The organism is Klebsiella sp. K47, from assembly GCF_051858335.1.
GTDB classification, from domain to species: Bacteria; Pseudomonadota; Gammaproteobacteria; order Enterobacterales; family Enterobacteriaceae; genus Klebsiella; species Klebsiella pneumoniae.
Genome location: NZ_JBPYUI010000001.1, coordinates 145,908 through 159,819, shown reverse-complemented (window position 1 = coordinate 159,819; position 13,912 = coordinate 145,908). Strand labels below are relative to the sequence as shown.

11 protein-coding genes are annotated in these 13,912 nt (G+C 58.7%); 4 read left to right on the top strand and 7 right to left on the bottom strand.

The window, feature by feature from the left end; all coding sequences use genetic code 11:
* Positions 1 to 29 precede the first annotated feature (29 nt).
* Positions 30 to 1,232, bottom strand: a complete 1,203-nt coding sequence (pncB, locus tag RRF55_RS00815; RefSeq protein ID WP_002898217.1) for a nicotinate phosphoribosyltransferase — start codon at positions 1,230 to 1,232, stop codon at positions 30 to 32.
* Positions 1,233 to 1,558: 326 nt separating this feature from the next.
* On the opposite strand from pncB, the gene pepN reads away from it, so the two are divergent.
* Positions 1,559 to 4,174 carry an aminopeptidase N gene (pepN, locus tag RRF55_RS00810; RefSeq protein ID WP_431528755.1) on the top strand — a complete coding sequence of 872 codons (2,616 nt, stop codon included), beginning with the start codon at positions 1,559 to 1,561 and terminating at the stop codon, positions 4,172 to 4,174.
* Between the two features lie 204 nt (positions 4,175 to 4,378).
* On the opposite strand, the gene ssuB is transcribed toward pepN, so the two are convergent.
* The 5 genes from ssuB to ssuE are packed head-to-tail and all read right to left on the bottom strand — an operon-like array spanning position 4,379 to position 8,623.
* A complete protein-coding gene (ssuB, locus tag RRF55_RS00805; RefSeq protein WP_032414736.1) occupies positions 4,379 to 5,152 on the bottom strand; it encodes an aliphatic sulfonates ABC transporter ATP-binding protein in 774 nt (257 codons plus the stop codon).
* Complete coding sequence (ssuC, locus tag RRF55_RS00800; protein ID WP_004141755.1) at positions 5,149 to 5,940, bottom strand: aliphatic sulfonate ABC transporter permease SsuC; 792 nt, start codon at positions 5,938 to 5,940, stop codon at positions 5,149 to 5,151. Before ssuC ends, ssuB begins: the two co-directional genes overlap by 4 nt.
* Before the next feature lie 10 nt (positions 5,941 to 5,950).
* Entirely contained in the window at positions 5,951 to 7,096 is a 1,146-nt protein-coding gene (gene ssuD, locus RRF55_RS00795; protein WP_002898293.1) for an FMNH2-dependent alkanesulfonate monooxygenase, read from the bottom strand.
* Positions 7,093 to 8,055: a sulfonate ABC transporter substrate-binding protein gene (locus RRF55_RS00790; RefSeq protein WP_032414738.1), complete on the bottom strand. Its 963-nt coding sequence runs from the start codon at positions 8,053 to 8,055 to the stop codon at positions 7,093 to 7,095. Before RRF55_RS00790 ends, ssuD begins: the two co-directional genes overlap by 4 nt.
* Positions 8,048 to 8,623 carry an NADPH-dependent FMN reductase gene (ssuE, locus tag RRF55_RS00785; protein ID WP_002898296.1) on the bottom strand — a complete coding sequence of 192 codons (576 nt, stop codon included), beginning with the start codon at positions 8,621 to 8,623 and terminating at the stop codon, positions 8,048 to 8,050. Before ssuE ends, RRF55_RS00790 begins: the two co-directional genes overlap by 8 nt.
* Positions 8,624 to 8,872: 249 nt before the next feature.
* On the opposite strand from ssuE, the gene pyrD reads away from it, so the two are divergent.
* Together pyrD and zapC are read left to right on the top strand one after the other, a co-directional pair.
* Entirely contained in the window at positions 8,873 to 9,883 is a 1,011-nt protein-coding gene (gene pyrD, locus RRF55_RS00780; protein WP_002898303.1) for a quinone-dependent dihydroorotate dehydrogenase, read from the top strand.
* A gap of 169 nt (positions 9,884 to 10,052) precedes the next feature.
* Entirely contained in the window at positions 10,053 to 10,595 is a 543-nt protein-coding gene (zapC, locus tag RRF55_RS00775) for a cell division protein ZapC (protein WP_002898308.1), read from the top strand.
* Here the strand turns inward: zapC and RRF55_RS00770 are convergent.
* Positions 10,592 to 11,701 carry a YcbX family protein gene (locus RRF55_RS00770; protein WP_002898310.1) on the bottom strand — a complete coding sequence of 370 codons (1,110 nt, stop codon included), beginning with the start codon at positions 11,699 to 11,701 and terminating at the stop codon, positions 10,592 to 10,594. The genes zapC and RRF55_RS00770 overlap by 4 nt on opposite strands.
* Before the next feature lie 99 nt (positions 11,702 to 11,800).
* Here RRF55_RS00770 and rlmKL point away from each other — a divergent pair, with 99 nt between their 5' ends.
* Positions 11,801 to 13,906: a bifunctional 23S rRNA (guanine(2069)-N(7))-methyltransferase RlmK/23S rRNA (guanine(2445)-N(2))-methyltransferase RlmL gene (rlmKL, locus tag RRF55_RS00765; RefSeq protein WP_439419078.1), complete on the top strand. Its 2,106-nt coding sequence runs from the start codon at positions 11,801 to 11,803 to the stop codon at positions 13,904 to 13,906.
* Positions 13,907 to 13,912 lie beyond the last annotated feature (6 nt).

Here is a 13,912-nt window from a genome sequence, read left to right as displayed (position 1 = left end):
GATAGCAGAATGCCGTCGGGCCATGTTTTTTAGCTTGCCTTTTTAATCGGCGGCAGGTCGAAAGCCTCGCGCAGGGCGCGGACGAAGGCCTTATCGTGGCAGATGGTTTTCCCCGGGCTGTCGGAGAGTTTCGCCACCGGCTTGCCGTTACATTCCACCAGCTTAATCACGATATTGAGCGGTTTAACCTGCGGCAGATCGCAGGTTAAACGGGTGCCGATCCCAAAGCTGAGCTTCACCCGCGAGGCGAAGTGGCGATACAGATCGACGGCTTTGGCCAGGTCGAGATTATCGGAGAAGACCAGCACTTTGCTCAGCGGATCGATACCCAGCTTCTGATAATGGGCGATAGCTTTTTCTCCCCATTCCACCGGGTCGCCGGAATCGTGGCGCAACCCCTGATAGCGGGTGGCGAATTCCGGACCGAAATCGCGCAGGAACGCATCCATAGTGATGCAGTCGGTCAGCGCGATGCCCAGCTGGTCGGGATACTCTTCCAGCCAGGCGGCAAGGGCCGCCCGCTGGCTGCTGGCAAGGCTGGGGCTGATCTGCTGGTGGGCCTGGAACCACTCATGGGCCTGGGTACCCATTGGGGTTAAATTCAGACGGCGCGCCAGATCGTAATTGCTGGTGCCGACAAACCATGGTTCCTGCTGCAGACGCCGCACAATACCTTCCTGCACCTCGCGTGAGAAACGACGGCGGGTGCCGAAGTCCATCAGACGGAAGGCGCTCATATCGAGGTCAGCGGTCATGGTGGCGAAGTCGCCTAGCTTATGTTCCAGCGTGTTGAGCGCCTGATCGACGCCCATCTCTGGTGAACGATAGCGATGGACCAACTCGCTTATCACCGCCAGCAGCGGGACTTCCCACATGATGGCTTCCCGCCATGGGCCGGTAAGGCGAATGTTCAGCTTACCATTGTCATTGCTGACCGTGACCTGGCTCGGGTCATAGCGAAAATCGCGCAGCCAGTTGAGGTAATCCTGGCGAAAAAAGGGAAGGGTGGACAGCCAGCGATATTCATCATCCCGCAGCCTCAGGTCGCGCATGGACTCCACCTGCTCGCGGATCGCGTCGGCATAGATGCCGAGCAGGTCGTCTCCGCGGCAGCGAAACTCCGCCGCCACATGCACATCGCCGTAGCGGTGGAAGACAGCCTGCTGCATGTGCAGCTTATAGGCATCCGTATCAAGCAGCGAGTGCAGTACAGGAGAAGTGAATTGTGTCATGGTGCGCAGTAGCATCCTCTCACTGGAGCGTTCCATCGAAACCAACGCGGAAAATGGAGGCGGAGTATACCTTTATTACCCGACTCTGTCCCGCGATGGCGAGCAATGGTGACGCTGACGGTCATTTGCGAGGCCTAGTTTAATATATTGAACATGGATCACACCACAAGCTTTGCGTCGGGTCGAGGGCATTTCGTGCCGCGAGTGTTAACAAAATGTAGCGATTTCCGTGTTTCACGTTGAAAAGATGAAGATTCTGCATAGCGCGATTGACACAACAGGAATAGACTGGGACGACACTTTACCGAAGATGCTAAAGGTTTTTTATGACACAACAGCCCCAAGCCAAATACCGCCACGACTATCGTGCGCCGGAGTATCTGATTAGCGATATCGATTTGACCTTTGACCTGGATGCCGCAAAAACCGTTGTTACGGCCGAGAGCAAGGTCTCCCGCCACGCGGCTGCGTCTGATGTGCCATTGCGCCTGGACGGCGAAGATCTGACCCTGATCGCTCTGCAGGTGAACGGCCAGCCGTGGAGTGACTATAAAGAAGAAAACAATCAGCTGGTGATCGGCGGCCTGCCGGAGCATTTCACCCTGACCATCGTCAATGAGATCAGCCCGGCGGCGAACACCGCGCTGGAAGGCCTGTATCAGTCAGGCGAAGCGCTGTGCACCCAGTGCGAAGCGGAAGGTTTCCGCCATATCACTTGGTATCTGGACCGTCCGGATGTGCTGGCGCGCTTTACCACCAAAATTATCGCCGATAAAGCGAAATACCCGTTCCTGCTTTCCAACGGCAACCGTATGGCGGAAGGGGAGCTGGAGAACGGTCGTCACTGGGTACAGTGGCAGGATCCGTTCCCGAAGCCGTGCTATCTGTTTGCGCTGGTGGCCGGTGATTTTGACGTCCTGCGCGATTCATTCCGCACCCGCTCTGGCCGCGAAGTGGCGCTGGAGCTGTACGTCGATCGCGGCAACCTCGATCGCGCGCCCTGGGCGATGACCTCGCTGAAAAACTCTATGAAGTGGGATGAGGAGCGCTTTGGCCTCGAGTACGACCTCGATATCTATATGATTGTCGCCGTCGACTTCTTTAATATGGGTGCCATGGAGAACAAAGGACTCAACGTCTTTAACTCCAAATATGTTCTGGCCCGTACCGATACCGCCACCGATAAAGACTACCTCGATATTGAGCGCGTGATTGGTCATGAATATTTCCATAACTGGACCGGCAACCGCGTCACCTGTCGTGACTGGTTCCAGCTCAGCCTGAAAGAGGGGCTGACCGTGTTCCGCGATCAGGAGTTCAGTTCCGACCTCGGCTCACGGGCGGTGAACCGCATCAACAACGTGCGCACCATGCGCGGGCTGCAGTTTGCCGAAGACGCCAGCCCGATGGCCCACCCGATCCGTCCGGATATGGTTATCGAGATGAACAACTTCTACACCCTGACGGTCTATGAAAAGGGTGCCGAAGTGATCCGCATGTTGCACACCCTGCTGGGTGAAGAAAACTTCCAGAAAGGGATGCAGCTGTACTTTGAACGCCATGACGGCAGCGCCGCCACCTGCGACGATTTCGTGCAGGCGATGGAAGATGCCTCTAACGTCGACCTGTCGCACTTCCGCCTCTGGTACAGCCAGTCCGGTACGCCAATCGTCACCGTGCATGACGACTATAATCCGGAGACCGAGCAGTATACGTTGACCATCAGCCAGCGTACGCCGCCGACCGCCGAGCAGGCCGAGAAGCAGCCGCTGCATATCCCGTTTGCCATTGAGCTGTACGATAACGAGGGCAAGGTGATCCCCCTGCAGAAGGGCGGCCACCCGGTACACCCGGTGCTTAATGTGACCCAGGCCGAGCAGACTTTCGTCTTCGATAACGTTTATTTCCAGCCGGTGCCGGCGCTGCTGTGCGAATTTTCAGCGCCTGTGAAACTGGAATACAAGTGGAGCGATCAGCAGCTGACCTTCCTGATGCGTCACGCGCGGAATGATTTCTCGCGCTGGGATGCGGCGCAGAGCCTGCTGGCGACTTACATCAAGCTGAACGTCAACCGCCATCAGCAGGGGCAGCCGCTGTCGCTGCCGGTGCACGTAGCGGATGCCTTCCGCGCCATCCTGCTGGATGAGAAGATTGATCCGGCGCTGGCCGCTGAGATCTTAACCCTGCCGTCAGCCAACGAAATCGCCGAGATGTTCGCGATTATCGATCCGATCGCCATCGCCGCCGTGCGCGAAGCGCTCACCCGCACCCTGGCGAACGAACTGGCGGACGAATTCCTCGCGGTTTATAACGCCAATAAGCTCGACAGCTATCGGGTGGAGCACGCCGATATTGGTAAACGTGCTCTGCGCAATACCTGCCTGCGCTATCTGGCGTTTGCGGAACCGATGCTGGGCGATAAGCTGGTGGCGACGCAGTATCACCAGGCAGATAACATGACCGACGCGCTGGCCGCCCTGTCGGCGGCGGTTGCCGCTGAGTTGCCGTGCCGCGATGCGCTGATGCAGGAGTACGATGACAAATGGCATCAGGACGGTCTGGTGATGGATAAGTGGTTTATCCTGCAGTCCACCAGCCCGGCAGCCAACGTGGTGGAAACCGTGCGCGGTCTGCTGAACCACCGTTCGTTCAGCATGAGCAACCCGAACCGTGTGCGCTCGTTAATCGGCGCTTTCGCCAGCAGCAACCCGGCGGCGTTCCATGCTGAAGACGGCAGCGGTTATCAGTTCCTGGTGGAGATGCTGACCGAGCTTAACCAGCGTAACCCGCAGGTGGCGTCGCGCCTGATTGAGCCGTTGATTCGTCTGAAGCGTTATGATGAGAAGCGACAGGCGCTGATGCGCGCCGCGCTGGAGCAGCTGAAGGGGCTGGAGAATCTCTCTGGCGACCTGTTCGAGAAAATCAGTAAGGCGCTGGCGTAACGGTGCCATAACCCCGGATTGCGGCGCGCCTTGCGCCCTGTCCGGGTTACCCGTTAGCGTGGTGATGTTGTCGGGCGGCGCGATGCTTACCCGACCTGGAATACACGGCTGATTTGGCGTTGGTAGCCCGGCTGTGCAACGCGCGAGCCGGGGACATGTCGGATGACGATATGCCCCCGTTCAGACAGCGGACAGTTACGCCGGTCAGCCATGACTAAACAAACGCGGCGCACGCTCGCTGTCGCCGCGTTTCATCACCCGATCCAGTACTTCAGCCTCCAGCTCGGCCAGCTTCGCCGAACCGGTGCGCCGCGGTCGCGGGATATCCACGCTTAAATCGAGGCCAATCTTCTTCTCTTCAATTAACAGCACCCGATCGGCCATGGCCACCGCTTCACTGACGTCGTGCGTGACCAGCAGGACCGTAAAGCCATGCTCCTGCCACAGGGAGACGATCAGCTCCTGCATCTCCAGACGGGTGAGGGCATCCAGCGCCCCCAGCGGTTCGTCCAGCAGCAGCAGGCGCGGGCGATGGATCAGCGCGCGGGCCAGCGCAACGCGCTGCTTCTGCCCACCCGACAGCGCGGCCGGCCACTCCTGTGCGCGGCTTTCAAGTCCGACACTGGCCAACGCCTGCAGGGCGGCGTCGCGCCAGGCGCCTTTTAGCCCCAGCCCCACGTTATCAATCACTGTTTTCCACGGCAGCAGGCGCGGATCCTGAAACATCATCCGGGTGTCGTCCTGGATCGCCGCCAGGGGCGTCGCGCCAGCCAGCAGTTCGCCGGCGTTTGGTTTTTCCAGACCTGCCAGCAGGCGCAGCAGGGTACTTTTGCCGCCGCCGCTGCGGCCCACCACCGCCACAAACTGGCCGCTGGGAATATGCAGATCCAGCTCGTTAAGAATGGTGTTGTCGCCATAGCGTTTCGTCACCCCGTTCAGCAGCAGCGGGATACCTGGGTTGAGACGGGCAGTGTTCATGCGTTAGCCTCCTGAAGATGATACGCCGGATTCCAGCGCAGCCAGAGCCGTTCCAGCAGCTGGGCGCAGACGTCGGCCAGTTTGCCAAGGATGGCGTAAAGAATGATCGCCACTACCACCACGTCGGTTTGCAGAAATTCACGCGCGTTCATCGCCAGATAACCGATGCCGGCATTCGCCGAGATAGTTTCGGCGACAATAAGCGTCAGCCACATCAGACCAAGGGCAAAACGCACGCCGACCATAACTGAGGGCAGGGCGCCGGGTAATATCACGTGACGGAACAGGGCGAAGCCGGATAAGCCATAGCTGCGCGCCATCTCAACCAGCCCACGGTCAATATTGCGGATCCCGTGCCAGGTGTTGATATAGATCGGGAACAGGGTGCCCAGCGAGACAAGGAAGATCTTGGCGGTCTCATCGATGCCGAACCACAAGATCACCAGCGGGATCAGCGCCAGATGCGGGACATTGCGCAGCATCTGGATCGAGGTATCCAGCAGACGCTCGCCCCAGCGAGACAGGCCGCTGATCAGGCCGAGTATTAGCCCGATCGAGCCGCCGATGGCGAAGCCGACCAGCGCCCGCCACGAGCTGATGGCCAGATGCTGCCACAGCTCACCGCTGGCCGAGAGGGTCCAGAACGCTTTCAATACCCCCTCCGGCGAGGGCAGCACCCGCGTCGACAGCCAGCCGACGGACGAGGCCAGCTGCCAGACAATGACCGTCCCTACCGGCAGCAGCCAGGGGGCGAGGCGTAACAACAGGGGATGGGTTGATTTTGCCATCACGGTCTCCTCAGCTTTGCGCTACTTTACGCGGAATAAACTCGTTGGCGACCGCTTCCCCCTGCAGACGCAGGTTTTGCGGCTGCGGGATGGACGGCACCGCGACGTCAAGCAGGGGGAACAGCAGCTCTCCGACCCGGTACGCCTCTTCCAGATGCGGATAGCCGGAAAAGATAAAGCTATCGATACCCAGCGCGGCGTATTCATTGATCCGTTCGGCAACGGTGGCGGCATCGCCCACCAGCGCGGTCCCGGCGCCGCCGCGCGCTAAACCCACGCCAGCCCACAGGTTGGGGCTGATTTCCAGCTTATCGCGTCGCCCGTTGTGCAGGGCCGCCATCCTTTGCTGGCCGACGGAGTCGGTTCTGGCGAAAGCCGCCTGGGCGCGGGCGATCGTCTCGTCGTCAAGATGGGAGATAAGGCTGTCCGCCGCCTGCCACGCTTCCTCGTTGGTTTCCCTGACGATCACGTGCAGACGGATGCCGAAACGCACCTGGCGACCATGCCGGGCGGCTTTCTCTCGCACCTGAGCTATTTTCTCTGCCACCTGGGCCGGCGGTTCTCCCCAGGTAAGATAAAGATCGACCTGCTCAGCGGCCAGCTCCTGCGCTACCTCAGACGAGCCGCCGAAATAGAGCGGTGGACGCGGCTGCTGCAGTGGCGGAAACAGCAGTTTGGCGTCGCGAACGCGCTGATGCTTGCCGTTAAAGGTGACGGTTTCTCCCTCCATCAGCTTGCGCCAGATGTGGGTAAATTCAGCCGAGGCCTCATAGCGCTCGGTGTGGTCGAGGAAGACGCCGTCGCCTGCCAGTTCGGCAGGATCGCTGCCGGTGACCAGATTGAACAGCGCCCGGCCGTTTGACAGCCGGTCCAGGGTCGCCGCCTGACGCGCGGCCACCGTCGGCGATACCACGCTTGGCCTGAGGGCGACAAGGAACTTCAGCCGCTGCGTCACCGGGATCATTGAGGCCGCGACCAGCCACGCATCCTCACAAGAGCGTCCGGTCGGGATCAGCACGCCGGTGAAGCCCAGCCGATCCGCCGTCTGCGCGATTTGCTGCAGATAGCCATAATCGACCGGACGGGCACCCTCTTCGGTACCCAGATAACGACCATCACCATGGGTCGGTAAAAACCAGAACATATTCAGACTCATGATTTCGCTCCTTGTGTGGCGGTGGGCTGCCAGATGCGGGCCCGGATATCAACTTTTTTTGGCACCAGCTTGTTCTCGTAGAACAGGTCTGCCGTCTGCTGCTGGCGAGCGGCGGTTTCGGCGCTCACCGGGGTAACCGCGGTGGGGGGACGATGGTCCAGATAGCTGGCGATCACCGCCTCCGGTAAGCCCATCGTTTTCGCCAGCAGCGTAATGCTTTGCGCGCGTTGGCTGTGGGTCAGGGCATCGGCCTGAGTAAAGGTGTCGAGTACGCCTTCAATGAAAGCGCCATTGCGTTCAGCGTAGGGCCGGGAAGCAAGATAGAAGGATCCCGTCTGTTTCAGATCGGTTCCGTCAGTGAGTACCCGGGCGCCGCCCTGCAGCAGCGCGGCGGAGTAGTACGGATCCCAGATGGCCCATGCGTCGACATTGCCCTGCTGAAAGGCGGCGCGCGCATCGGCGGGGGCAAGGTAAACCGGCTGAATATCGCTAAATTTCAGACCTGCGAGCTGTAGGGCGCGCAGCAGCAGATTGTGGGAGCTGGAGCCTTTCTGAAAAGCGACCTTTTTCCCTTTTAACTCAGCAACGTTATGAATCGGGCTGCCCTGCGCCACCAGGATCACCTCCGCCTTGGGCTTGGGCGGCTCCGCGCCGATATAGACCAAATCGGCGCCTGCCGCCTGGGCAAAGATAGGCGGAATATCGCCGGTACTGCCGATATCAATGCTGCCGACGTTCAGCGCCTCCAGCATCTGCGGACCGGCCGGGAACTCAATCCACGAGATATGGGTTTGCGGATAGCGCTGCTCCAGCAGCTGATGGCTCTTCGCCAGCACCATGCTGACGCTGCCTTTCTGGTAGCCGATGCGCAGAGCGTCAGGCGCCGCCGAGGCGGCGTGACCCAGCGTAGAGAATAGCAGCAGTCCGCCCAGAGTCAGGGCGCGGAGAGGATTAAGCATGCTCCACCCCACGCAGAGATGTTAACGACGGCGCACGGCTGCTGGGGCGATGCAGCGCCTGCCAGAAGGTCTCCAGGGCGTCATCAAGGCGCCGCTGCAGATTCGCGGTAAACTGCGGCTTATGCTGGTAATCGGTCACCTGGCTGTCATCAGCGAAGACGCCATGGAGGATCTCCTGGGCCTTGAGGGCATTCAGCACTGGCTTCAGCGCGTAGTCCACTGCCAGCATGTGGGCGATGGTGCCGCCGGTGGCCAGCGGCAGCACAATTTTGCCCTCCAGCGCTCGCTCAGGCAGCAGGTCGAGCAGCGTTTTCAGCGCGCCGGAGAACGAGGCTTTATACACCGGCGTGGCGATGATCAGGCCATCAGCCCCGGCCAGCTGTTCGTTGAGCGTCTGCAGCGCCGGGTTGTCAAAACGAGCGTACAGGAGGTCTTCCGGGGCAAAGTTCTGCAGATGCCAGTGGCAGACTTCGATATCGGCGGCGGTGAGCGTCTCTCTGGCGTATTCCAGCAAAGCGCTGGAACGGGAAGGGTAACGCGGGCTGCCCGCAAGCGTAATGACGCGCATCTCTCTCTCCTTATAACTAAATGTTTGCATTTATCTATAATTGATAACATTTATAGTGAGTGTGACAGAGGGCCATTATTTCCCTAAATGATTTATCCGCGGTTAGATAGCCGAAAAGCGCATAATGGCGCGCGGGGTAGGTAATCGTTTGCGCTGATGGGGGATTTTTTGTCGCAGGTCAATTCCCTTTCCGCAACAGATCGCACATAATACGCCCCCGGTTTGCACACCGGGAATCCAGGAGAGTTCATGTACTACCCCTTCGTTCGTAAAGCCCTTTTTCAGCTCGATCCTGAGCGCGCTCATGAAGTTACCTTTCAACAATTACGCCGTGTCACCGGGACGCCGCTGGAAATGCTGGTTCGCCAGAAGGTACCGGCCAGGCCTGTCACCTGCATGGGGCTAACCTTTAAAAACCCGCTGGGTCTGGCGGCCGGGCTGGATAAAAATGGGGAATGCATTGACGCGCTGGGCGCGATGGGGTTTGGTTCGATTGAGATCGGCACCGTGACGCCGCGTCCGCAGCCGGGCAACGATAAGCCAAGGATCTTCCGTCTGGTTGATGCCGAGGGATTGATCAACCGCATGGGCTTTAATAACCATGGCGTCGATAACCTGGTTGAGAACGTGAAAAAGGCGCATTTTGACGGCGTGCTGGGTATCAATATCGGCAAAAATAAAGATACGCCGGTTGAGCACGGGAAAGATGATTACCTGATTTGTATGGAAAAAGTCTATCCGTACGCCGGGTATATCGCCATTAATATCTCCTCGCCGAATACCCCAGGGCTGCGCACGCTGCAATACGGCGAAGCGCTGGATGATTTACTCTCCGGTATTAAAAATAAGCAGCTCGAGCTGCAGCAGAAGCATCAAAAATATGTCCCGGTCGCCGTAAAGATCGCGCCGGATCTTTTGCCTGAGGAATTGATCCAGGTTGCCGATAGCCTCGTGCGTCATAATATTGATGGCGTGATTGCAACCAATACCACCCTCGATCGTTCCCTGGTTCAGGGAATGAAACATTGCGATGAGACCGGCGGGCTTAGCGGTCGTCCATTACAATTAAAAAGCACTGAAATTATCCGTATGCTCTCCGCTGAGCTGAATGGCCGTTTGCCTATCATCGGCGTGGGCGGCATTGATTCGGTGATTGCCGCGCGGGAAAAGATTGCCGCCGGGGCATCGCTGGTGCAGATCTATTCTGGATTTATTTTTAAAGGTCCGCCGCTGATTAAAGAAATTGTTACCCACATCTAATCTTTTCCTCCTCTGAATCCCACCCAGGGCTTTATTTCCGGCCCTGGTTGTTTTATATTCCCTCACTGTTGCTTATTTAAACATTTTAGACTTTTCTTAATTTTAGAAAATATTCTGCGGTAAGTCGCAACAACTTTGCAGAGGCGTATGAAAGGGGACAGGGGGAAAAATGCGGATTAAACCTGACGATAACTGGCGTTGGTATTACGATGAAGAGCACGACCGCATGATGCTCGATCTGGCCAATGGCATGTTATTTCGCTCGCGCTTCGCCCGGCGCATGCTGACTCCGGATGCCTTTGCCCCTTCGGGATTTTGCGTTGATGACGCCGCGCTCTATTTCTCTTTTGAAGAAAAATGTCGCGATCTCGAGCTATCGAAAGAGCAGCGGGCGGAATTAGTCCTTAACGCGCTCACCGCCATCCGTTTTCTCAAACCGCAGATGCCGAAAAGCTGGCACTTTATCGCCCATACCCATCACTGGCAGCCGAGCGGCGGCGACGCCGCCTGCGTTTGGCTGAGCGATACCGGCGAGCAGGTGAATTTACTGGTGGTGGAGCCGGGCGATAACGCCGCGCTCTGTCTGTTGGCTCAGCCGGGTCTCACCCTTGCCGGCCGCGTCATGCAGCTGGGCGATGTCATTAAAATCATGAATGACAGACTGCAGCCGGCGCAGAGCGCGGTCAGCTACAGTCTGGGGCAGGCGGTTTAAGGCGCCAGGCGTAGCGCTGTTTTCGGTACACAGCTGCAGGCGAGAATAGTGCCATCTCCGGCAACCGCGTTTTTCTTTAACGGACTCACTTCTCCCTCTTCCAGCCGGATGCGGCAGCTGCCGCAGATCCCCGCCCGACACGAATAGGGTACGCGAATGCCCTGTTGTTCCAGTTGCTCCAGCAGCACCTGCTGATTATTGCCGGTAAACTGTTGACCCTGCCATTCGATGGCAACCGTAGCCTGCTGCTGCGCCTCGGGAGCCGGGGTATCGTCGCTTTCACCTGCCCCGTAGGCTTTCGCCGGGCCGCGGGTAAGAATTTCCACTTCATCTCCCACCCGGATCACCCCGCTGTTGCGGGCAATCAGGTTCTGGCCAAAATCGACATCGCCATTGTCCAGCGCGGTACGAAAACGCTTTAAGGTTTCCAGCGGCTCCCCGGCGGGATGCTTCTGACCGCGCTCCGGGCTGACGGTGGTAAAAATGCAGCGGCTGCACGGCTTAGCGACATCAAACACCACCTCGCCGATGCGGATCACTTTCCAGCTATCTTCATCCCAGGCCGCCGCGCCGGTGACCACAAGGTTAGGGCGAAACTGTTCTATGCTTACGCTGGCCGGGCAGCGCTGTTGCAGATCGCGCAGGGAGGCCTCGTTAGCCAGCAGGTAAGGGTAGCCGTCGGCGAAGGAGAGCGGCACCGCATCATGGCGCTTTACCCGGCGGGTTAGCTGCGGCCCCAGCCAGCGCAGCTGGACATCGCGCTTGAAAAAGCCGCTGAGCCACTGGTTAACGGCGGCGGGCGCGATGAGGGCGGTAAAATGGTTGCCCCAGACTTCGGTCGGCTCGGCCTGCGTGGCGAAATCGCTAAAACGCACCACGGCGCTGCTGCCGTCCGGTGCGGTCAGGTGAAGGCCATCATGCAGCGGCGCCGGAATAAATTTCACCATTTGCGGAAACTGGCGAGCGGTAATAAAGGTCCCGTCGGTTTCGGTGACCATAAACAGGCGATCGAAGGCCAGGCCGCTGATATCAGCAAAGGCGTGGGTCAGGCCTATGCCGCGCATGGATTTAACAGGATGAATAAAAAGTCGCGATAGCGTTACCATACGCTGCCTCCGGGTTCCAAAAATAAGCCTATAACTTTATGACATAGGGCACATATTGGCTATAATGCGCACCAATTTTCTTTAAGTAAAAGTGACGATATGAATTCTCTGTTTGCCAGTACGGCTCGTGGGCTGGAAGAGCTGTTAAAAACTGAACTGGAAGGGCTTGGCGCGACGGACTGCCAGGTAGTCCAGGGCGGGGTCCATTTTCAGGGGGATACGCGCCTGCTGTATCAAAGCCTGATGTGGAGCCGGCTGGCTTCGCGCATCATGCTGCCGCTGGGCGAATGTCGCGTATACAGCGATCTGGATCTGTACCTCGGCGTACAGGCCATCCCGTGGACGGAGATGTTCAACCCTGGCGCCACCTTCGCGGTGCATTTTAGCGGCCTCAATGATGAGATCCGTAACAGCCAGTACGGCGCGCTGAAGGTTAAAGACGCCATTGTCGACAGCTTCACCCGTAAGAATCTGCCGCGCCCGAACGTCGATCGTGAGTCGCCCGATCTGCGGATCAACGTCTGGCTGAACAAAGAGACGGCGCACATCTCGCTGGATCTGAGCGGCGAAGGCCTGCACCTGCGCGGCTATCGCGATGGTACCGGAATGGCGCCGATCAAAGAAAACCTCGCGGCGGCGATCGTCATGCGCTCTGGCTGGGTACCAGGTACGCCGCTGCTCGATCCGATGTGCGGCTCCGGTACCCTGCTGATTGAAGCGGCGATGCTGGCGACCGACCGCGCGCCGGGCCTGCACCGCGGCCACTGGGGCTTTGGCGGCTGGGCGCAGCACGATGACGTCATCTGGAAAGAGGTGAAGGCGGAAGCGCAAACCCGCGCTCGTCAGGGATTGGCAGCGTATGAGTCACGCTTCTACGGCTCAGACGTCGACGCGCGCGTAATCGAGCGCGCGCGCCGCAACGCCCGCCGCGCCGGCATTGGCGAGCTGATCGATTTTGACGTGAAAGACGTCGCCCAACTGAACAACCCGCTGCCGAAAGGCCCGTACGGGACGGTGATCAGTAACCCGCCGTACGGCGAACGTCTGGAAAGCGAGCCAGCGCTGATCGCTCTGCACAGCCTGCTTGGCCGGATAATGAAAAGTCAGTTCGGCGGCTGGAACCTGTCGGTATTCAGCGCTTCGCCGGAGCTGCTGAGTTGCCTGCAGCTGCGTGCCGACAAGCAGTTTAAAGCCAAGAACGGCCCGCTGGACTGCGTGCAGAAGAATTATCACCTGGCGGATAGCGAAGGCGGCAAGCCGGCGATGCTGGCGGAGGATTTTGCTAACCGTCTGCGTAAAAACCTGAAGAAGTTTGAAAAATGGGCCCGCCAGGAAGGAATTGAATGCTATCGCCTGTACGATGCTGATCTACCGGAATACAACGTGGCCATTGACCGCTATGCCGACTGGGTGGTGGTCCAGGAGTATGCCCCGCCGAAAACCGTCGACGCGCATAAGGCGCGCCAGCGTCTGTTCGACATCATCGCTGCGACTATCGCCGTACTGGACATGGCGCCTAACAAGCTGGTGCTGAAAACCCGTGAACGGCAGAAGGGGAAAAACCAGTATCAGAAGATGGCGGAGAAGGGCGACTTTATTGAGGTACAGGAGTATAACGCGCGCCTGTGGGTCAACCTCACCGACTACCTGGATACCGGTCTGTTCCTCGACCACCGTATCGCCCGTCGCATGCTCGGCCAGATGAGTAAAGGTAAGGACTTCCTGAACCTGTTCTCCTATACCGGCAGCGCCAGCGTCCACGCAGGCCTCGGCGGTGCGCGATCCACCACCACGGTGGATATGTCACGCACCTACCTGGAGTGGGCGGAACGCAACCTGCGTCTCAATGGCCTGACCGGCCGCGCGCATCGCCTGATGCAGGCGGACGTGCTGGGTTGGCTGCGGGAAAGCACCGAGCAGTTCGATCTGATCTTTATCGATCCGCCGACCTTTTCCAACTCCAAACGGATGGAAGATGCGTTTGACGTCCAGCGCGATCACATTCGCCTGATGACCGATCTAAAACGTCTGCTGCGTAAAGGCGGCACCATTATGTTCTCGAATAACAAACGCGGTTTCCGTATGGATCATGACGGGCTGGCGGCGCTTGGCCTGAAGGCGCAAGAGATTTCGCAAAAAACGCTGTCGCAGGATTTTGCCCGCAACCGTCAGATCCACAACTGCTGGCTGATTACCGCAGCCTGAAAGGAA